General features: G+C 40.0%; 17 protein-coding genes, 1 tRNA gene and 1 pseudogene. 8 read left to right on the top strand and 11 right to left on the bottom strand.

Annotation, left to right across the window (positions count from 1 at the left end):
* Positions 1–33: 33 nt before the first annotated feature.
* Positions 34–1,389: a cytochrome P450 gene (locus tag CDZ88_RS14780; protein WP_100374272.1), complete on the top strand. Its 1,356-nt coding sequence runs from the start codon at positions 34–36 to the stop codon at positions 1,387–1,389.
* Between the two features lie 25 nt (positions 1,390–1,414).
* Here the strand turns inward: CDZ88_RS14780 and CDZ88_RS14785 are convergent, their stop codons facing one another.
* Positions 1,415–1,963, bottom strand: a complete 549-nt coding sequence (locus CDZ88_RS14785) for a flavin reductase family protein (protein WP_100374273.1) — start codon at positions 1,961–1,963, stop codon at positions 1,415–1,417.
* Positions 1,964–1,976: 13 nt separating this feature from the next.
* Positions 1,977–2,636 (bottom strand): oxidoreductase, encoded by a 660-nt coding sequence (locus CDZ88_RS14790; protein ID WP_100374274.1) that lies wholly within the window; start codon positions 2,634–2,636, stop codon positions 1,977–1,979.
* 172 nt (positions 2,637–2,808) lie between these two features.
* Between CDZ88_RS14790 and CDZ88_RS14795 the strand changes: the two genes are divergently transcribed.
* The 4 genes and pseudogenes from CDZ88_RS14795 (at position 2,809) to CDZ88_RS18070 (ending at position 6,804) form a co-directional block, all read left to right on the top strand.
* Positions 2,809–4,341 (top strand): FAD-dependent oxidoreductase, encoded by a 1,533-nt coding sequence (locus CDZ88_RS14795; RefSeq protein WP_100374275.1) that lies wholly within the window; start codon positions 2,809–2,811, stop codon positions 4,339–4,341.
* Positions 4,342–4,466: 125 nt separating this feature from the next.
* Positions 4,467–4,661, top strand: a complete 195-nt coding sequence (locus tag CDZ88_RS14800; protein WP_100374276.1) for a YwbE family protein — start codon at positions 4,467–4,469, stop codon at positions 4,659–4,661.
* A 154-nt stretch (positions 4,662–4,815) separates the two neighbouring features.
* Positions 4,816–5,862, top strand: a pseudogene (locus CDZ88_RS18065) (cache domain-containing protein); the annotation flags it as partial.
* Between the two features lie 6 nt (positions 5,863–5,868).
* Entirely contained in the window at positions 5,869–6,804 is a 936-nt protein-coding gene (locus CDZ88_RS18070; protein WP_442857130.1) for a methyl-accepting chemotaxis protein, read from the top strand.
* 222 nt (positions 6,805–7,026) lie between these two features.
* Here CDZ88_RS18070 and CDZ88_RS14810 read toward each other — a convergent pair whose 3' ends face one another.
* From CDZ88_RS14810 to CDZ88_RS14825, 4 genes are all read right to left on the bottom strand, one after another.
* Positions 7,027–8,394, bottom strand: coding sequence for a copper amine oxidase (locus CDZ88_RS14810; RefSeq protein ID WP_100374278.1), 1,368 nt, complete (start codon positions 8,392–8,394; stop codon positions 7,027–7,029).
* Between the two features lie 126 nt (positions 8,395–8,520).
* Entirely contained in the window at positions 8,521–8,754 is a 234-nt protein-coding gene (locus CDZ88_RS14815; RefSeq protein WP_198507872.1) for a diguanylate cyclase, read from the bottom strand.
* 296 nt (positions 8,755–9,050) lie between these two features.
* A complete protein-coding gene (locus tag CDZ88_RS14820) occupies positions 9,051–10,100 on the bottom strand; it encodes an anti-sigma factor (protein ID WP_100374279.1) in 1,050 nt (349 codons plus the stop codon).
* Positions 10,101–10,222: 122 nt separating this feature from the next.
* Positions 10,223–11,416, bottom strand: coding sequence for a class I SAM-dependent rRNA methyltransferase (locus tag CDZ88_RS14825; protein ID WP_100374280.1), 1,194 nt, complete (start codon positions 11,414–11,416; stop codon positions 10,223–10,225).
* A 365-nt stretch (positions 11,417–11,781) separates the two neighbouring features.
* On the opposite strand from CDZ88_RS14825, the gene CDZ88_RS14830 reads away from it, so the two are divergent.
* Positions 11,782–12,123, top strand: a complete 342-nt coding sequence (locus CDZ88_RS14830) for a YflT domain-containing protein (protein ID WP_100374281.1) — start codon at positions 11,782–11,784, stop codon at positions 12,121–12,123.
* Between the two features lie 54 nt (positions 12,124–12,177).
* Here the strand turns inward: CDZ88_RS14830 and CDZ88_RS14835 are convergent, their stop codons facing one another.
* Positions 12,178–13,845, bottom strand: coding sequence for a putative bifunctional diguanylate cyclase/phosphodiesterase (locus tag CDZ88_RS14835; RefSeq protein ID WP_100374282.1), 1,668 nt, complete (start codon positions 13,843–13,845; stop codon positions 12,178–12,180).
* A 429-nt stretch (positions 13,846–14,274) separates the two neighbouring features.
* On the opposite strand from CDZ88_RS14835, the gene CDZ88_RS14840 reads away from it, so the two are divergent.
* Positions 14,275–14,345: transfer RNA gene (locus CDZ88_RS14840), tRNA-Cys, on the top strand.
* 37 nt (positions 14,346–14,382) lie between these two features.
* Here the strand turns inward: CDZ88_RS14840 and csaA are convergent.
* Positions 14,383–14,715, bottom strand: coding sequence for a chaperone CsaA (gene csaA / locus CDZ88_RS14845; RefSeq protein WP_100374283.1), 333 nt, complete (start codon positions 14,713–14,715; stop codon positions 14,383–14,385).
* A 513-nt stretch (positions 14,716–15,228) separates the two neighbouring features.
* Between csaA and CDZ88_RS14850 the strand changes: the two genes are divergently transcribed.
* A complete protein-coding gene (locus tag CDZ88_RS14850; protein WP_100374284.1) occupies positions 15,229–16,242 on the top strand; it encodes an LLM class flavin-dependent oxidoreductase in 1,014 nt (337 codons plus the stop codon).
* Between the two features lie 67 nt (positions 16,243–16,309).
* On the opposite strand, the gene CDZ88_RS14855 is transcribed toward CDZ88_RS14850, so the two are convergent.
* From CDZ88_RS14855 to CDZ88_RS14865, 3 genes are all read right to left on the bottom strand, one after another.
* Positions 16,310–16,888, bottom strand: coding sequence for a hypothetical protein (locus CDZ88_RS14855; RefSeq protein WP_100374285.1), 579 nt, complete (start codon positions 16,886–16,888; stop codon positions 16,310–16,312).
* Positions 16,889–16,900: 12 nt separating this feature from the next.
* Positions 16,901–18,091 carry a ParM/StbA family protein gene (locus CDZ88_RS14860; protein WP_100374720.1) on the bottom strand — a complete coding sequence of 397 codons (1,191 nt, stop codon included), beginning with the start codon at positions 18,089–18,091 and terminating at the stop codon, positions 16,901–16,903.
* A 440-nt stretch (positions 18,092–18,531) separates the two neighbouring features.
* Positions 18,532–20,127 carry a glutathione ABC transporter substrate-binding protein gene (locus CDZ88_RS14865; RefSeq protein WP_100374286.1) on the bottom strand — a complete coding sequence of 532 codons (1,596 nt, stop codon included), beginning with the start codon at positions 20,125–20,127 and terminating at the stop codon, positions 18,532–18,534.
* Between the last annotated feature and the right edge of the window lie 308 nt (positions 20,128–20,435).

Raw genomic sequence — 20,435 nt, forward strand, 5'->3', positions numbered from 1 at the left:
ACCGTTAGTATAAAAAAATAAGGATGATTTAAGATGAAAAATAGGTTGAAGGCATACAAAAAAGCACCAGGACCAAAAGGCCACTGGCTTACAGGGAGTTTACGAGACTTCAAAGCTAATCCACTTCAATTTTTAACCACCCAAGCCGAAGAGTTTGGCCCAATCAGTAAATTTCGTTTTGGACCACAGCATGTATACTTTATTAATGACCCAGACCTCATTAAAGAAATACTGGTCACAAAGCAAAAATCTTTTACTAAATCTCGTGATATTCAGATGTTAAAAACAGTCGTCGGAGAAGGTCTCTTAACGAGTGAGAAAGATGTTCATATGAAACAGCGTAGACTCATTCAACCAGCCTTCAAGAAAAACCATATTATTCAATATGCCCAAGACATGATTGATACGACATCTAGATATGTAGAAGACTGGCAAGATGGGACCGAGAGAAATATCACAAATGATATGATGAGCATTGCTCTAGGAATCATTACGAAAACGATGTTTAATATGGAAATTAGAACTGGCGCTGATTTGATTGAGGAACCCATGGACACTGTGATGAGGCTTGGTGTCAAAAGAATGCGGTCTATTTTCCCGCTGCCGTTATGGGCTCCTACTGAAACAAATAAAAAACTCAAACAGGCTGTAGCAGAGTTAGATCACATTTTGTTCTCAATTATTAATGAAAGAAGATTAGAATCTGGTGATCACACAGATTTATTAGGAATTTTGATGAGTGCACGGGATGAGGAAGATGGCTCTGGAATGTCGGATACACAGCTTAGAGATGAGCTCATGACGATTTTTCTTGCTGGTCATGAAACAACAGCAAATCTATTATCATGGACATTCTATCTATTATCTGAGCACCCCGAAGTTGATCAAAAGCTTTACGAGGAGATTTCTGAAGTGACAAACGGAGGACCTATTACACCCGAACATTTTATGCAGCTACCTTATGCCCAACATGTGATCTCAGAGTCGATGAGACTTTATCCGCCCGCTTATGTTATCGGTAGACAGGTCGAACAAGATGTCGAGATTGGCCCTTACTTGCTGCGTAAAGGGTCTATGGTATTAATGAGTCAATATGTCATGCATCGAAACCCGACTTTTTATAAAGATCCAGATGCTTTTGTGCCGGAGAGATTTGAAAATAACTTCTTGAAAAAAATGCCAGCTTATGCTTACTTTCCATTCGGGGGTGGACCACGTGTTTGTATTGGAAATCACTTCGCTATGATGGAAGCGACACTCGCCTTAGCTTGCATTGTAGAAAAGTACCGATTAACAATAGCACCCGATCATCATACAGTGAAGCCACAACCCCTTGTCACACTTAGACCAAAGAAAGGATTATCTATGAACGTTCATCAAAGAAGGTAAGCGAGGTAATCCTCGCCTACCTTTTTTATTCCAAACAATCTTTATGCTCTACACTTTGATCTAGCTTCACATACGTTGATCGACCTAAGTATAACGGGATGTTTAACTTCTCAAGATTTGGTAGCCCTGAATCAAGAAACTTCTCCTGATCTCGGTAAAACCCAACCAACCGAGCAACAAATAAGTCATGATCGCCATACGTTTGAATATCAACGGTCTTGCATTCATACGCGACATAGGCATCTTTTAAAATAGGTGCACCAGTCTCTTCCCCCGCTTCATATGGAAGATTTTTAAGCTTATCTACTCTTGCCCCTGTCAGAATCCCTGACTTTTGAATCTCTTCTACCTTTTCAAATGGTAAAAAGTTAATCGCAAACGTCCCTGCTTCCTTTAAAAGAGGATAACTATGGCGCTCTCGTCCGATCGCAACACCATACATCGGTGGTTCATAAGAAATATACGTATGCCACCCTGCTGCCATCACATTGCTTTGTCCGTCGGCGGTCACGGTCACAAGTGCGACCATCCCTGGATAACTATGCATCACAGTTTGGTTGACTTTCTCTCTCATTTCATCCCCTCCATTATTGTCCTAACTTCTGTATATGGACTGATTCAATAACCGTAACAGACTTTCGATCTTCTGAGATCGCTCTTTGATACATCGCACGCGCTACCGTTTTATCTTTGATCGCACGGTATTTACTTAAGGGTCCTAAAAGAAATGGGCGAAACAATATCATTCCGTACTCTCCCATCTTCTCGCCCAAGCGAAATTCTGGACGATCGCCTAGTAAAAGAGAAGGCCTAAAGATATCCACATGTGGATATCCGATTTTTTTGATTGCTTCTTCCATTTCGCCTTTGATTCGACTGTAGAAAACATTCGACTCGGCATTCGCGCCGATTGCTGAGATGACGAGCAAACGAGACGCCCCTTTTTCTTTTGCGTATGTAGCAATGCTTACAGGATAATCAAAATCTACTTTTCTAAATGCTTTTTTTGACTTGGCCTGTTTAATCGTCGTTCCAATGCAAATAAAAATGTCATCCACATGTGGAAACTCGCTTTTGCTAATCTGATCAAAATTGACGATATGGACCGTCTGTTTTTCATGCTGTTGATCAATTGGTCTTCGAACAAACACGTGAACCTCTGAATATTCCTTTGCCTCAAGTAATTGTTTCACTAATTGTTTACCTACAAGTCCTGTAGCACCGATGACTAGCGCTTTCCGTTCCATCTGCTTGATCACTCCTTTTCTTTAGTATAAAGAAGAATAGGTCAAAGGGCGAAATCAAAGTGTCCCTTTACGTAGTGGGATTGCTATTTTGTTGTCATCACTTCAAATTTACACATGAAACTCAACCAACTTGGACAAAATATGGAATAGATAACCATAAGGAGGTTCTTCCATGAGCGAGCATGATCAAGATTCATTACCTAAACGACCTGAACCCTACTGGCGAATTTCTACCCAGTTAGCAAACTTCCCACCACTGAAGGAAAATATGACAACGGATGTCACCGTAATTGGCGGCGGAATTTCTGGCATCACTACGGCCTACTTACTCGCCAAAGAGGGATTAGAGGTCACCCTTTTAGAAGCCGATGTTCTCGTTAACGGAACGAGTGGACATACTACAGCAAAAATAACCGCCCAGCATGACCTTATTTATGATGAACTCATTCAACATGTCGGAGCAGAAAAAGCCAAGCTTTATTACGATGCCAATGACAGCGCTATACAATTTATTCGTACGTTTATCAAAGAAGAGAACGTAGCATGTGACTTTACCGATGAAGATGCGTACTTGTACACGACAAATAACCGCGGCGTAAGTAAACTCGAACATGAATACAAAGCATATCAAGAACTTGGAATTCCATCTAAATGGGTCACCTCTATGCCTCTTGATATTCCAATTAAAGCTGGCATTGTCATGCATAACCAAGCTCAGTTTCATCCGATTAAGTATTTAGCCCACTTAATTAAACGATTTACAGAAATGGGTGGTAAAATCTATGAACAGACCGTTGCAACAGATGTCAAAGAGGGCTCCACACCTACAGTGGTTACAAGAGATGGACATAAAATCTCTACAAAATATGTCGTAGCGGCCTCTCACTTTCCTTTCTACGACGGAGCTGGATTTTATTTTTCACGCATGCATGCCGAACGTTCCTATGTAATCGCTGCTGAGACAGAAAAAGAATTTCCTGGTGGGATGTATTTAAGCTGCGATAATCCAAAACGTTCCCTTCGATACACTGATATGGACGGAAAAAAACTTGTGATTATTGGGGGCGAGCAACATAAGGCCGGGCAAGGTATGGACACGATGTATCATTACGAAGCGCTTCAAGCCTTTGGTCATGATGTGTTTGGAACGGTGACGACGCGTTTCCGTTGGTCCGCTCAAGACCTTGTCACACTTGATAACATCCCTTATATCGGCAAACTCTCTCGCATGCATCCTAATATCTTCGTCGCCACAGGGTTCCGCAAATGGGGGATGACACATGGAACAGTAGCTGCTCAGGTCATTACGGATCTTGTCCTTGAACGACCTAGTCCTTATGAATCGCTTTATAAGCCCTCGCGTTTTGTGGCAGACCCTAGTATTAAACATTTTATGTCTCAAAATATCGATGTCTCGAAGCACTTAATAAAAGGTAAATTTGGAACAGATGATCGAAAAGTAGATGATTTAGCAAAAGATGAAGGATCAGTCGTCGATTATAACGGGCAACGAGCAGGAGCATACCGAGATCACGAGGGTTCGCTTCATGTTGTTGATACAACCTGCACGCATATGCGCTGTGAACTTAATTGGAATCACGGTGACAGATCATGGGACTGCCCTTGTCACGGCTCACGCTTTTCTTATAAAGGAGATGTGATGGAAGGTCCTGCAACGAAACCATTAAAAGTATTAGAAGAGTAGGAAGCAACCAACGGCTTGTCCACCATGCGACAAGCTTTTTCTCGTGAGGCAAGTAATGATCTTCCTCTAGGACATCCTCCATAAGTCGGTTATGATAAGAAGAGAATGAAAGGGAGGCGAAATCTATGAATGGACAAAATCGTTCCAATATAAAAATCGGGCAAAATGTAAACATTGTATTAAAGAAAGATCAACGAACTGGGGCCTTAACTAGTGGAGTCGTTGCGGCGATCCTCACTAAATCACCCAATCACCCACACGGGATTAAAGTGAAATTAGCAGATGGCCAAGTCGGTCGGGTAAAAGAGATTCTTTCTTAAGTTGAGTGCTTACATAGGCTCGTCTATAATGTAAACGAAATCATTCCCTATGATGATAAAAGAACTAGAACGAATCTCACAAATGCATTGAATTTTATTCCCCTTCGTCCGATACTAATATAAGCAAGTTAGTAACTAGGGGGAATGATTCATCATGAAATCGATTCAAGCAAAGCTTATCACCCTTATCTGTACCTTACTAATTCTTACGTTAGCAACCGTATCTATTTTAACGTACTTGAATGTGCAAACACAGATTGAGGAAAATGTCCGTACAGAAGGTGCTGCACTCGTTAAAGAAAAGAGTGAGCTCATTTCTCTATACTTAGAAAACTTTTCAACGGCTCTAGACCGATATAGTCAAGACAGCCGTCTAATCTCCATGCTCGAAGCAACAGACGAAGAACGTACAGAGGCGTGGTCAGTTGTAAACAATGACTTCTCTACCTTTAATTCGTTGAACGAGCATATTGCTGTTACATACATTGGCTCGAGTGATGGCCAGTTCTTCACGGAACCTTTTATTGATGTCGGTTCTGATTATGATCCACGTACACGTCCGTGGTACACAGATGCCGAGGCAAGTCCTAATACAATCATCTGGACTGAGCCCTATATTGATGCGGCTACAGACGAATATGTCGTAACTGCAGCAAAAGCGATCTCAAGTGGTCCTACCGTCTTAGGCGTTGTCTCTTTTGACCTCTATCTTGAAAATCTAGCTGAAATCATTAATAGCACTCAAGTTGGTTATGGTGGCTATCTTTTCTTATTTGATCAAAATGGATTGGCACTTGTCCATCCAACAATGACAGGTAATAATGCCGATCATCCCGTCATATCACAAATGATTACATCCGATGCCGAAAGTGATTATATTGAGTATACTCATGAAAACTCAGATCGTATTCTTTACTACAACACAATTGATGAAACTGGATGGAAAACAGGAGCAGCCTTTATTCATGATCACATGATGGCTGGCGCCAATGAGATTCGTAACAGAATCTTTCTCGTCTCTCTTATCGTCATCATACTTTCTATTGGAGCAGCTTATGTATTCGCAAGAAGGATCTCTAACCCCATCATCTTGTTGAAAAAAGAAGTGAGTCGAGTTGCTAACGGAGATTTAACAACAACAATGACCACTACTTCCAAAGATGAGATTGGCCAACTGACCAATGACTTTAATGCGATGGTTGGGTCGATGCGTGAGCTCGTTGAATCTATTCATGTATCTGTTGAACAAGTCAATGATTCAGCCGAAAGTTTAAGTGCGGTATCTGAAGAAACGATCGCTTCAAGTGAAGAAGTCGCGAATGCGATTGGTGAGGTAGCCTCTGGCTCTACCCAACAAGCAGAAGATGTAGATGAAGCTAAAGACTTAACGATCCAACTTTCTAGTCAAATTGAGACTGTTGAACGCCATTCTTCAGATCTTGTTGAGCTATCAACTAGAGCAACTGTTGAAAACCAAAAAGGTGCTGCACAAGTAACCTTGCTTCAAGATAAAACGAAAGCCTTTAATACTGTAATTGAAAATGTCGAAGGTGTCGTGCATACACTCGCTTCTCGTATTAAAGAAGTGGAACAAGTGATTAACACCATCAATGACATTTCAAACCAAACCAACTTACTAGCGCTTAATGCTAGTATCGAAGCTGCTCGTGCTGGTGAGAGTGGTCGAGGATTTGCTGTTGTTGCTGATGAAGTACGTAAGCTAGCTGAGCAAACATCAGAAGCAACAAAAAAAGTCCGCCACACAATTGAAGGCATTGAAACGGAAACATCTCGAGTGGTACATGAGGTTCAATCGACAAAGATAATCAACGCTGAACAAAACGCTGCTGTCGAATCGACTGAACAATCGTTTAATGAAATTGAGTTAGTCGTTGGAGATATTACACGAGCTATTGATTTCATCAAAAATGAAGTACAACAGATGAATGAACGGAAAGACTTGGTTGTTGCTTCGATTGAAAACGTCGCGGCGATCTCCCAACAATCAGCCGCTGCTGCCGAAGAGGTGACCGCCTCAACAGAAGAACAGATGCGTGCCCTATCTACCGTATCTGAGTCTGCTGATATGTTATCGGATGCTAGTGAGCTATTAACAGAGCGAATGAAACGCTTTAAAGTCTAAAAAAACTAGCTTGAAAGGGAACTCCCTTCAAGCTAGTTTTTTCTAATTATCTAACTTTAATTTTGCTAACGCATCAGCTAAAGCCGAGTTAGAGAAGTCCTTTTCTTTATTTTGCTGCTTCATGTAGTTTGAGATTATTTTTTGAGCTATTATCACCCTTACCTTATCATTCTATCGATTCAATAAAAGCTAGCCGCAATGGCTAGCTTTTATTGATCTGTTTTATTGTTTGCGAGTACGTAAAGCCACAGTTGTTGTAAGGGCAGCAAGCATGAGTCCAGCAAGGATCCATACATAAGACATTAATGATGAATCAGAGGCTCCACCCATACCTGTTTTCGGCATTTCTTCTGGCATTTCAATACCAGCAAATTGTTCTGGGAATTGATCAACAATGGCTTCTGATAGACCTGCAGCAGGCATTGTCATATGAGCATAAGCTTCACGAATTGAGTTGTAAGAGGTTTCATAGTCCCCAACAACATATGAATCAAATGCAGTAAGTAATTGTCCAACGTGAGCAGTTAAACCTTCTTCAAGAGCGTCAGCTGGCACACGTCCTTCAGTTGCAGTATCAAGGAATGCAGCTTGTTCAACGATATATTCATTAAGCTCAGCTTTCGCTTGTTCTTGTCCTTCAGCATCTTCTTCACCAGTTGCTACAACGTAATCAACAAAGTATCCGATGTGAGAATTCCATATTTCTGAGAATTGAGCTCCAGCTTCCTCACCATACACAGAAGCAACGGCAGCAGATAAATCATCAGCATTTGCAATTAAAGCAGCAGATGCCTTGTCAAAACTTTCAGCTCCGTCAGCGCCATCTTGCATCGCCATAGCAGCGAGTCCAGCATGTTCAGTAAATACATAGTTTAATTGAGCGCGAAGGTCAACAGCCGGTGTATCAGGGCTTGTTCCTTCAAATGTATCTGGGAATTGGTCAGCAATCGCAACAGATAGCTGTTCAGCAAACATGCTCATATGGTGGATTGATTCTCTTTCACCTGTGTATGCTGTCTCAAAATCACCAGCAACATAAGCATCAAATACTTCTAGTAGTTGATTAACATGCATAGTCAAACCTTCTTCAAGAGCTGCTTGTGGCAAACGATCTTCTGTAGCTGTTGCGAAGAACTCAGCTTGTTCCACTTTGTATTCTTCTAATTCAGCAAGCGCTTGGTCGATTCCTTCTTGGTCACCTTCACCAGTAGCTACTACATAATCTACGAAATACTGAATGTGAGAGTTCCAAATCTCAAGAAATGCAGCTCCATTTTCTTCACCATAGACAGAAGATACAGCAGCAGCGATATCATCTGAGTTAGCTAGAAGAGCAGTGGATGCCTGTTCAAAATCATCAGCGCCATCAGCCCCTTTTCTCATCGTTTCAATAGCTAGGAAAGCATGTTCCGTTAAAGCCGTATCAAGGGTAATGCGAAGTTCAGCAGCTGGAGTTGATGTGCTTGCTTCCATCGCATACGTTTTACCCTCGTGTGAATGATCTTCACCACCCTGTGCAAATGTAGCTGTCGGCATAAGTAGTGCCAAACTAAGTGGTACCGCTAGTAAACTTCTTTTTTTCAATGTCATTTAAATCTCTCCTCTTTATAATAAGATTTTTTTTGTCTTACCTAGTAAACGGACGGAGATTAACTTTGGATCACTTTTTTCAAAAAAAATTATGATTGTATCTAATGAACATCCTTTTGGAGTCGATCATTCAATAACAATCCTGGTAAGAAATAAGAAAGACTTCAGGAAGTAAAAACCTGAAGCCCTTCTGTGCGTATTACTTTCCACCAAACTCGTATTTTTCTGACGCTTACCTTTTAAAAATACGTTAACTACATTGTTATCTCTACTAATAAGTGTTATGTGTCTTATAACATCGTCACCACATAGATGACCGTATGTATCATTTATATTCTTAAAATAATCGATATCCAACATTGGTTAGATGCTTTAACTATAGCTGGGAGAAAACTTCTGAATAAGGCTTATTCAATTAGCACATATCAAATTATTCAAGCATAAGTTCAAAGAGCTATTCGGCTAATACAACCGACTTTTTCACGTAAACATCCTTTCCAATAATCCTTCAATAATGATAGCATCGCATTCTTTTTAAAAATACGACTCTCTCGTTTCACGTGAAACACAGAAGAAGTTCGGATGATATGTTTCACGTGGAACAAAAACCCAACAGATGCACGAAGGCACTGCTGGGTTTAGAATAACACTTCGGATTACCAGTTCCATAACTCAACTTCATCAATTTCCATCGCCTCAATCCACTCTTCTTCCTCAAGAGCTAACACTTCGGAAGTTGGGCCGGTCACAACCATGCCATAGTGCTTTATTCCTTCAACTTCTAAATAATGAATCCGGTCAGCAAGACCAAGCTGACGACCAGAATAAACGCGCTCGGACTGTTTTTCATGGGCTTCTAGAAAAAGAAGCGTTTTCATAAATTGCTGATGAAGGGTTTCAACATCTCCCTCTTGATAAGTTGGGGATGAAGCCCCTTCTGAAATCACCTTGCCAAACAAAAATCCCTTCGTCTCTTCTCGATAGTCAACAATAAAATCATCCTCGTGCCAAATAGGAGAGTTAGGGAAACCAATAGGGTCAAAGATAATTCCTCCATACCATTCATCATTTTGTTCTTTTCCAGTGTCAACAGCTAACCAACTAACCTCTACATCTTTTCCACTCATGTTAGCAAATAGATCAGACGTCTCTAACAGCTCACTAAAGGATAGATACGAGGTCACAACAGTCCCTTCTGGTAGATTGCGTAGCCGCTCCCAATCAGACATCCCTCGGTCATAGCCTGGATAAGTAAAGGCTGGTTGATTCTGCGACTGTTTCCCATAATATGTTCGCTCAGGATAACGTAATTGCGAGAAAAAGGACGTTACCTTAAAATCTGCCACCTTCACAACCTCATTACCGACTTTCTTTTGGATGTCTCGTGTAAATTCCATGTTAAAGAAAAAGCCGCCCTGTGCACTCGTTCCTCCGTATTCACCATATGGTTCGGAAACCGTTAACGTATGATCAATAATTTGCCTTGTAACCTCTACTCGTTCAGGTTCGCCCCACGAATGATAGATTGCCGACACTACCGAGGAAACAACTAAAAAAAGAAGCAACAAACCAAAGGCTGCGAACACGGTCTTTAATCGGGTGAACCACTTATTTCGACGTAGACGACTGTGCTGAACTCGCTCATTCGTGTTTTCTTCCTTTTCTAACGCCGTATCCTCTGAGTTACATTTAACTTCGTCACTCATACTTCACCCCCCACTTATTTATACACGTTTCAGAAAGGAAAAAGTTACATTTTATCCGAAATTAATTTATTGGAAGAAAAAAAGCCTGATTGACTACAGTAATAGTCAATCAGGTTTCGTGTTCATCGTAGCTTTCTTACAAACACCACTTTTAAATAGTTGCCTTCTGGGAATGCCTTATTTGTACGGAAATCCTCTGGTAGGGAGTACGTTTCTTCAATTTTATAACGGTACCCTTCTTGTTTAAACGCTTGATCAATAAAGCCTTTGAACTTCTTCACTCCAAAGATGCTACAATTTGTTGAAGCAACAATAACACCATTCTCTTCTGTTATTTGAATCGCTTCTTGTAATAGGCTCGTATAGTCTTTTTGCGCACTAAACGTGTGCTTTTTAGACCGCGCAAAACTAGGTGGATCTAAAATAACGACATCAAAGCTCAGCTCGTTCCGTTTTGCATATTTAAAGTATTGAAAAACATCCATGACTTTAATGTCCTGTGCTTCGTAATCAATGCCATTGACGCTAAATTGCTCAATCGTTTTCGGTAAACTGCGATTAGCAAGATCTACACTCGTTGTTTTACTAGCCCCACCTAGAACTGCAGCCACTGAGAACGCTCCTGTATAAGAGAACGTATTGAGGACAGTCTTGCCGGATGCATACTCATCGCGAATTTTTTTCCGAACATCTTTTTGATCGAGGAAGATCCCTACCATTGGACCGTCATTTAAATACACAGCATAATGAATACCGTTTTCTTGGACAAGAAGAGGGAACTCTCCCTTCTCTCCTAACACAAAGTCATCATCCTCCATGTAGGTCCCTTTTTTATCAAAACGCTTCTTCTCATACAACCCTTTGAAATTTGGTGCTGCCTTTAGCGCTTCGATGACCAAGTCCCGGAAACCATAGATTCCTTCACTATACCAAGTCATAACGTAAAACCCAGCATAATAATCAACCGTCAATCCACCGATGCCATCTCCTTCTCCGTTAAACACACGAAAGGTCGTTGTATCTGTTGATTGAAAGAAACGAGAGCGGTGATCAAGCGCTTTTTTTATACGCACGTCAAAGAAGCTTGAATCAATCGCTTCCTGTTCATTTGTCGTTAGGATCCAGCCGTACCCTTTATTTTGTCTACCGTAGTACCCTCTTCCTAAAAAAGTACCTTTTTTGTCAACAAGATTGATGACCATGCCTTCTTTCGTTAAAGGCTTTGTATTTTGGATCGCTTCCTTTTCTAGTAAAGGCGAGCCCGATCGAAATTTCTTAATATGTGAGTCTTTAATCGTAATTGTCGTTTCTGACATATTGTATTCGTCCAATCATTTCGTATTTTCTTGCTTACATCACAAGAAGCTCACGTTCGTTATTTGTAGGCTGATTATATCATCAATCGATAAAAAACAAAATTAACGGATGAACAACAAAAGAAGCTAGGACAAAGGTGTTTTAAATAGGAAGGGTCTGAACTGATAATGCGCCACTCCCGAAATCCACTCCCCATTCCGCGGGAAGTTGGTGAGATAGTGCATTGTTCGAGTTTTTATTTTTTTACACAATCAAATTTTTCCGCATAATGGCATGGTTTCTACGATTCTTAAAATTAGTCTTTTTCTTAGGCTCCGTTTTATTTTTATCTTCTCGGGTACACTTTTACCAGGAGGCGATAATGATGAATCCAAACTATAAAGAATTCCAAAATGACGAAGAAGTTGTACGTGAAATTGAAACATTGAAAGCTCGAGGTGTTGACCCAGCTACAATTTTTGTCATCACACATGATGATGACCGTACAGATCGAATCGCAGATAATGCGGATGCAAACACTGTCGGAGCAAGTGAAGTAGGACTTGGCACCTCCATCAAAAATGTTTTCCGTAAAAAAGGTGATGAGCTTCGTGCAAAATTTGCTGAGCTTGGTTTTTCAGAAGCTGAGGCTGAGAACTTAGAAAATAAGTTAGATAAAGGGAAGGTTATTCTTGTCCTCAAGGAAGACCATCCAGTAAATATGTAAATAAAATAAGCTCGACCAAGTTCTCTGAACTAGGTCAAGCTTATTTTTATTGGTTTAAAGCTTTTGCAATTGATTTTTTACTTGTTTTTTCATCGCCTCTAATGAGCTTTCATCAACAGGTTTACTGAAATAATACCCTTGTAGCTCGTCACAGTTGGAACGAAGAAGTAGTTGAGCTTGTTCTTTCGTCTCCACTCCTTCAGCTGTCACTGTTAATCCTAGCTTCTTGGCAAGTGAAATAATCGACTGGACAATATGAAATTCTTTCTCTTCCTTTTCCATATTATGAATAAACACTTTGTCAATTTTCACTTTATTAACAGGTAATACACGGAGATAATTAAGTGAAGCATTACTCACTCCAAAGTCATCAATAGCAATACTGAACCCGGCCTGCTTCAATCTAAACAACTTATCGATCATCTTTTGGTCATGTCGTAATAAAGAATGTTCCGTAATTTCAATCTCTATTTGATGAACCAAAATTTGATGTTTATTAATCGCTTCCCTGAGCATACACTCCATATCGTCGGTTTCTAATGTTTTCGTTGATACATTAACCGCTACCTTTAAATTAGGATCACTCTGCTTCTTAATAAAAGCACATGCTTGGTCTATTACCCATGCATCAATGGTCTGAATGAAATTACGATCTTCTGCGACTAGAATGAATACATCTGGTGGGATCGTCCCTAGCGTTGGGCTAAACCACCGCAGCAACGCCTCAAAATGAATGGCCTTTGTTACAGGCTGAACAATCGGTTGATAATGTAGCGTTAGCTCTTTTTTGGTTATAGCTTTGCGTAACTCTTTTTCAAGAATACTATTGTTCATAATTTGGTTACTAGTTTCATTAAAATTGAATACCGTAATCGACGATCCACCCTTTTGCTTCGCTTGCATCATCGCATGATATGCTTGTCTAATTAGATTGTCTGTTTCTTGCCCTTGTCCTTTACTATAAGTAATTCCGATAGAAGAGGAAACAGATAACTCCATATCGTCAATAACATACGGCTTTGCTAGTTGCTTTTGCAGATCAGCTGCGATTTGGCACACTTCTCCGTCTGTATATACACAAAAAATAAATTCATCCTTCACCATTCTAGCTAAAATACTATCTTCCTTTTTTAACCCTCGCACTATACGATTCGTAAGTTCAATCGTTAAATCATCAATCGAATCGTACCCAATTAAGTCTGACAGTGAGGTGTAATCCTCCAATTTTAGATAGCAAACAGCTAATAATTGGCCTGGACGCTCTTGACTCATCGCTAAAAGCTTTTCTTTGAATCCTTTGATACTCGGTAAGCCTGTTAATGTGTCAAAGACTTGATTTTCATGATTGAGCTTTTCTGTATAACAAATTAAGTATTGAACTTGCTCATCTTGTTCAATAATTGGAACGATGATAGACTTACCCACTTGGTGCATCGATTCGACATTCATTTTATCTGTAAAGGTAACTGGCTTCCTCTTTTGAACGGATTCTTTATACATTTGCTCAAGGTAATGATTGATATGTTTTGGGTACACTTCATCCATGTATTTCCCTATACAATCTTCTGTTAGAGAAGCTCCGTTAATCGCACTCTCACTGAAGTATACATATTTAAAACGATGATTCACATTCTCCATCAAGAATACTACATCGTATAAAGCTTCTAACATTTTAAGGATTTGATTAATTTGAACGGTTTTTTGCTCAATCGTATTTAACATAAGAGCACCCCTTCTTCCTTATCGACATATCGCTAACCGTCCATAAGTATAAATACAATTTTTATTTTTTAACATACCTTTATTTTAGCTAACTTTTTCTAGAAACGAAATATAATTTTTCAAACTTTAGACAATATACGAACTATTTTTCAAAATAAAAACAGCCAATCCTGCTTTATATGACAGGATCGGCTGTTTTTATTTATCTTTTCGATTGAGGATGTGGTTGATTACTTTTTTTTCTTTTATTTAAGATCTTTCTTACTATAGGATATATCAATGGTGCCCAACGTATTAAACGTCCGATTAATCGAAACATAAACGACGCCTCCTTATGCTTTTACAATCCCCCATAACCTCAATTTTCAAACATTGACAACATAATGGTCTCTTTTTCTTACCTTTTGCATACAGTAAATTATCACCCACGGCAGCATCGCCAAGTGGTAAGGCAAAGGTCTGCAAAACCTTCATCCCCGGTTCGAATCCGGGTGCTGCCTTTACAACGTCAACTTCTATCTACAGGATAGGAGTTTTTTATTGGATTGGTGTTCCATCTGGCAGGTTCATACCTGGCTGAAGTAAGACAACATCGCCCTCTTGCGGAACCCCACCTAGCACTAGCACTTCTGAATTAAACCCTGCTACACGTCGTGGGGGGAAGTTAACTACTGCTACTACCTGCTTCCCAACTAACTCCTCTGGATTGTACCTCGTTGTAATCTGAGCACTAGAACCCTTCACACCGAGCTCTTCTCCAAAATAAATTTTCAGCTTAATCGCTGGAACACGCGCTTTTTTTAAAGGTTCTGCTGATTGAATGGTTCCTACCCTGATATCAAGTTGCATAAAATCTTCTATTGTCGCCATCTGTATGCCTCCAATCTCTATAAAATAGTATTCAACAACCGTTTCTAATTTCCTATATTGATTTCCTGTTTAAAGCAGAAAAGGTTTGCCCATATTGATGAAGTAGCACTGTTTACTGAGATAGAGTGAGGATTTGGAAAAAATGGTTCCAAATCACCCGAAGACTCTGCTCGATCGGCTGACGATCACGCAATTCCACCAGACCCTTATTAAGAAAAGAATCCGATCCTCTTTCGCTATAGCAGCTAGAGGGAATTTTTTAGACTGCATTTATCCATAGATTCGATAAGTCGTTTTATTACGAAAAACGAAAGAATCTTGTTACACTAATACAGAAAAATGAGGTTAGGGTGAAAGTATTCTAGTCAGCAAGAATTCGACAAATCAATAAGCAGTGCAATGAAGGCGCTCCTCAAATATACTCCGCTATTTTTGTGCCTTGTTCGGATTCTCAGTTACACACTTTCTTTACGTCCCGCCCCTCATCAACTAAGAAACGAAAGAGTTGATTAAATGTCTACACCACAACAACCAAAGACGTTAACAGATATTAAATTCTCTGTACTGGATTTAGCACCGGTCATTGTTGGAGGCACTGCAGCAGATGCCTTTAAAAATACAGTAGAGCTTGCTCAACATGCTGAGAAGTTAGGCTTTGAACGTTATTGGTTAGCCGAGCATCATAACATGCCAGGTATCGCCAGTTCGGCCACATCTGTCGTAATTGGTCATGTAGCAGCTCATACTTCATCGATTCGTGTAGGATCTGGTGGCATTATGCTCCCTAACCATGCTCCTCTTGTTATTGCAGAGCAGTTTGGCACACTCGAATCATTATTCCCAGGTAGAATTGATTTAGGTTTAGGACGCGCTCCTGGTACCGATCAAACTACGGCTTACGCCTTAAGAAGAGACCCTAGAAGTAACGGGCAAAATTTCCCTGAACAATTAGCAGAACTCCAAGACTACTTCCATCCAACAGAGGAGAAGCGAGTTCGCGCCGTTCCAGGGGAGGGGTTATCAATTCCAATCTGGTTGCTCGGTTCGAGTGGCTTTAGTGCACAACTTGCAGGTCAACTAGGTCTACCATTTGCCTTTGCGAGTCACTTCTCACCAGAAAACACCTTGCCTGCCCTAAAAGTATATCGTGATCACTTTAAGCCATCTGATATTCTTGATGAACCTTATGCAATGGTTGGCGTCAATGTCATCGCAGCTGACACCGTGGACGAGGCTCAACGTTTATCAACATCGATGCAACAACAATTCTTAAACCTTATCCGGAATCAACCGACTCAGCTTCAACCTCCAATCGAGCATATGGATGGGCTTTGGACTCCTTTTGAAAAACAGACTTTGATGAAACAACTCGGCTCTTCTGTCATTGGAGACAAAGAGGTCGTAAAACAGAAGTTACAAGACTTCCTAGATGAAACTGGAGCGAATGAAATGATGGTTAATGCTCAAATCTACGATCATCAAGCACGGTTACGTTCGTTTGAAATTGTATCCGAGGTCATCAAGTAATATGATCTCTTAACCACGCAAAAAAACCAGCTTCCCACGACCGATTCGCAGGCAGGGAAGCTGGTTTTTATCTATTCATTTTAGAAAGAAAATCTCCAAGTAAATCATCTACATCTTCTTCCTCAGGCTCTTCTTCTGTTGTCGCTGCTTGCTCTTGCATGACTTGAGTCCAATCGACACTCATCAAGTCCTCATCCGTTGAAACTGCTTGTTGCTCTTCTGCTAGCTCCTGCTCAACTAGTTCGTCTTTCGTGACCGCTTCCGTTTCTTCTTGTAAATAAAGAGCTTCATCAATATTGAGTGCTCCGCTATTTAACGAAGCAAGAACAGAAGTCGCACGAACTGGGTCAGCAAGCAATTGATACACGATGCTACCTAAGAGAGCTTCTGAGTGAGAGTGCTTAATCCAATTCCGTTGCTCTTTAGTTAACTGCTTCGGTAGTGGAATGGTAATTGTTTCTCTGTCTTTTGCAAGGGAATTGCTCGTTCCTTCTAATACAAACTCGGCGATCTTACTAGAGAAGTTTCTTCTTTCAGTGTCTTTAAGTGTCTGAAGTTGGCGTAGTATATGATCAGGTGTATCAGAGGGAAGGCGAAACGTAATCGCCTGTCCTCTTTCAATCCCTGTTGACCCCGTTTTTTTCATCAGATCGCCCTACTAGTTCTTACCTGATTTTTTCTCTGTCTTTGAATCGGTTGTAGCAGCGACTTGGTTGTTTTTACGTGCATAGTCAGCCACTAACTTATAGTAAGCATTCGCCATCATCCAGATACTTTCTTTCTCATCTTCAAAGAAAGCAATGTTGTACCCGTCTAAAGTGTTGTTGAGTGTCTTAAGATATTCTTTTAATACCATTGCACCGCCACCAACAAAGTAACAAATCTCAGTTTGAGAGTTCTTTTGCCACACATTACGCAAATGACGATACTGCTTTTTCGCTAGGTCAAATAAAATGCGATCTGTAATATCATGAACACTCGTACGACTTCCTTTAACCATGATATGATTTCGATCTTGTTTCTTCGTGATTATGTCAACCACATCACGACGGCTATCAAGCTCCACACCGTGCTTCGTGCGGATTTCTTCACGGATCGCCTCTAGTGACTCAGACACACCAAGGTTAAAACCTTGCGCCTTATCATCATCAACATTACGATTTTTAATTACAGCGATATCTGTTGATAAACCACCGATATCTTGAATAAGAATTCTTTTATCAATAAGTTCACGATTAATGATATTTAAATCTTTATCCATTACAAGGTTAATATACGCAGCGAACCCTTCTGGATACACTTTCACTTGATCAAAACGAATATTTACTTTAAGACCTTGATACTTAGGTGTCACTAAAAATTCTACTTGGTGTACAGAGCTAAGTAATTGAGAACGATACCCTGCATCTTTTCCTTCTTTCACTTCGCGAAGAGGTAATCCCGTCCCAAGTGTATAATTCGCTTCTACTACTTGATTCGACTTCTTAAACTGTTCTCCGTTTTCTGGACGAACAGCGTCAAGAGCAAGTGAAGCAAATAGCATGACTAATGTTTGATCTTCCTCTGACTTACTACTCCCTGGGTCTAGTTCAGAAGCATTGTCACTTTTTGTCGCTAAATTTCCTACACGATAAATGACATTATTCTCTTGCAATGCAGGTGAATGCACGCGTATATGTATTCCATCTAAAGGATCTTTTTCATTCAACTCTTCAATTCCAATAACAGGTCGATCTTCTGTATCTCTAGCTATAACATTCGGTATCGTCAATTCGAAATCTGCTTTTCCAAATAGTGCTTTTACAGAATCATTTCCTACATCAATTGCAGCGACTCTAGATTGTGTCATCTCATACATCAAACCTTTCACTCTAAATTAATGGCTTATAATCTAACTTTTACCATCTAGCTTCAGAGTATACTAGCTACCCACTTTCGTCAATCACCCATAAGTTGTATGCAAAATCGCTCACATGTGTACATTTTTGTATACATGTATTTTCAAATGTACACATGCTGTTACAACGCCATGTGTTCGAGTTTGTACACAAGTATACATTTTTGTATTCAAAATGTTTTCATAATGTATACTTGTAAACAAATTTGTAAACGTAGATAAACTAGTCGTTTTTACGCCGTTCGAAACTACTCCCTAGCTAATCTTCATTATTAGTACTGCGTTAATAATGTACCACTTGTCTATATTCCCGTTATATACTTTCCTATTACTTTTATCTATACAAAAAGAAGCTAGAGATCTACTTGAGACCTCTAGCTTCGTGTTACTTCCTATTGAATGGTTACGTCTTGTAGTTGGTAGACACCTGATGCGTCCGACCAAAAACCTTCCACGCCTTCCCCTACTCCCATAATGTGCGATGGGTGATAAAGGAATGCCATTGGTGACTCTTCATTTAAGTAGTTCGTCGCTTCAACATACATTTGTAAACGCGTATCTTCATCTTGTTCGATACGTGCTTCATACAACTTCTCATTGAATGCTTCGTCATCCATAAATACACGGTTTCCTGAACCAATACTGTCTGAGTGGAACAACATATGCATTGGATAATCAGCATCGCCTGTACCTAAAGATAAACCAAGGATAAACATATCATGCTCTCCTGCATTAGTAGCATCTAGGTAAGCTCCCCATTCAACTACTTGAATTTCAACATCAACACCAATTTCCGCTAAACTTGCTTGTGTAAGCTCGGCAATATCAATGCGTTCACGGTTATCATTCGTCCAAATCGTTGAACTGAATCCATCTGGGTAACCTGCTTCAGCTAATAGCTCTTTTGCACGCTCTGGATCACGCTCAAGCGCCTCTACATCTTCACTGAAACCAAAGTTCGTGTTGTTTACAGGACCGATAGCTGCCTCACCTGTACCATCTAAAATACCATTTAACATCGCTTCTTTGTCTAATGTTTTTGCGATGGCTTGTCTCACTAATTTGTTATCGAATGGCTCTTTATTCATATTGAAACCTAAGTAAGTAATACTAGCAGCATTACGAATGTAGGCTTCCGCTCCATCGTTATGCTCGATACGACTTAAGTCACTTGGTTGTACAGGATCAATGATATGCGCTGTACCCGTCTCAAGCTCGGCAATACGAGTTAAATCTTCAGGAACAACTTTGAATGTAACAGTATCTACACGAGCCAGCTCACCCCAATAATCTTCATTATTGTTTAGAACTAATTGATTACCTGGATCCCAACTTTCAAATGAGAAGAATCCCGTACCCATAGGGTTCTCATTAACATATGTACCTGGTTGTTCTCCAGCTTCTATCGCTTCATTGTCACCATCAATGACGTCTTTACTGATCATGCTAGATGCATAATGAGCTAAGTGAGCTGGTAATGGGGCAAATGGTTGCTCTGTTTTGAAACGTACAGTATAATCATCAACCACTGTAATTTCTTCAACAATTTCAAATAAGATTGCACGTGGTGAAGCGGTTGTCTCTGATAAAATGCGCTCAATATTCGCCTTTACCACTTCTGCATTAAACTCTGAACCATCGTGGAATGTGACACCTTCACGTAGTTTGAATTCCCATACATCTTCTTCGACGGCTACCCACTCTTCCGCTAGTAACGGTTCTAATTCCATATCTGTGTCATACTTCACTAGCGTTTGGTAAATATTAGATTGTACATTACCGCTTGGTACATCACTTGAAGTATGTGGATCAAGTGATGATGCATCAGACAATACAGCTACAATCAGATCTCCGCCACCCTCTGCAGCATTTTCGCTTGCCTCATCGTTCGTTCCTTCATTCGATGTTGGTTCACTTGCACAACCTACTAGAGCTAACGCCATAGCAATCGAACATACACCCGCTCTTAAAAATTTACTCTTAATCATGACATCCCCCTCTAAAATAGTCTCTTTGACACATACAAAAATACTACATTATTAAGTTTTTGTAAACACCATTAACAGAAAATTTTATATTATCATTATTTTTAGAAACTATATCTTGCTAAATATACTATGATATTCACTAACTTTATTTAGAGTTTCTAAATATATGCTATGTTTTTACTGAGTCCTTGACCATAAAGGGTTTCACCACATTAAATATGGATTATATTGTGAAATAATTGAAATAATTAGTTGGTTGAGGGGCTATTACTTTAATGTCTATCCCATAAACACAATTTCATTTCAAT

Origin of the sequence: Bacillus sp. FJAT-45037, assembly GCF_002797325.1 — a bacterium.
Lineage (GTDB): Bacteria > Bacillota > Bacilli > Bacillales > Bacillaceae_D > Alkalihalophilus.

What these genes read in the sequence shown, in the direction of transcription:
- CDZ88_RS14780 (WP_100374272.1), top strand. Translation starts at nt 34, where the DNA reads ATGAAAAATAGGTTGAAGGCATACAAAAAAGCACCAGGACCAAAAGGC.
- CDZ88_RS14785 (WP_100374273.1), bottom strand. Translation starts at nt 1,963, where the DNA reads ATGAGAGAGAAAGTCAACCAAACTGTGATGCATAGTTATCCAGGGATG.
- CDZ88_RS14790 (WP_100374274.1), bottom strand. Translation starts at nt 2,636, where the DNA reads ATGGAACGGAAAGCGCTAGTCATCGGTGCTACAGGACTTGTAGGTAAA.
- CDZ88_RS14795 (WP_100374275.1), top strand. Translation starts at nt 2,809, where the DNA reads ATGAGCGAGCATGATCAAGATTCATTACCTAAACGACCTGAACCCTAC.
- CDZ88_RS14800 (WP_100374276.1), top strand. Translation starts at nt 4,467, where the DNA reads ATGAATGGACAAAATCGTTCCAATATAAAAATCGGGCAAAATGTAAAC.
- CDZ88_RS18070 (WP_442857130.1), top strand. Translation starts at nt 5,869, where the DNA reads ATGCGTGAGCTCGTTGAATCTATTCATGTATCTGTTGAACAAGTCAAT.
- CDZ88_RS14810 (WP_100374278.1), bottom strand. Translation starts at nt 8,394, where the DNA reads ATGACATTGAAAAAAAGAAGTTTACTAGCGGTACCACTTAGTTTGGCA.
- CDZ88_RS14815 (WP_198507872.1), bottom strand. Translation starts at nt 8,754, where the DNA reads ATGTTGGATATCGATTATTTTAAGAATATAAATGATACATACGGTCAT.
- CDZ88_RS14820 (WP_100374279.1), bottom strand. Translation starts at nt 10,100, where the DNA reads ATGAGTGACGAAGTTAAATGTAACTCAGAGGATACGGCGTTAGAAAAG.
- CDZ88_RS14825 (WP_100374280.1), bottom strand. Translation starts at nt 11,416, where the DNA reads ATGTCAGAAACGACAATTACGATTAAAGACTCACATATTAAGAAATTT.
- CDZ88_RS14830 (WP_100374281.1), top strand. Translation starts at nt 11,782, where the DNA reads ATGAATCCAAACTATAAAGAATTCCAAAATGACGAAGAAGTTGTACGT.
- CDZ88_RS14835 (WP_100374282.1), bottom strand. Translation starts at nt 13,845, where the DNA reads ATGTTAAATACGATTGAGCAAAAAACCGTTCAAATTAATCAAATCCTT.
- csaA (WP_100374283.1), bottom strand. Translation starts at nt 14,715, where the DNA reads ATGGCGACAATAGAAGATTTTATGCAACTTGATATCAGGGTAGGAACC.
- CDZ88_RS14850 (WP_100374284.1), top strand. Translation starts at nt 15,229, where the DNA reads ATGTCTACACCACAACAACCAAAGACGTTAACAGATATTAAATTCTCT.
- CDZ88_RS14855 (WP_100374285.1), bottom strand. Translation starts at nt 16,888, where the DNA reads ATGAAAAAAACGGGGTCAACAGGGATTGAAAGAGGACAGGCGATTACG.
- CDZ88_RS14860 (WP_100374720.1), bottom strand. Translation starts at nt 18,091, where the DNA reads ATGACACAATCTAGAGTCGCTGCAATTGATGTAGGAAATGATTCTGTA.
- CDZ88_RS14865 (WP_100374286.1), bottom strand. Translation starts at nt 20,127, where the DNA reads ATGATTAAGAGTAAATTTTTAAGAGCGGGTGTATGTTCGATTGCTATG.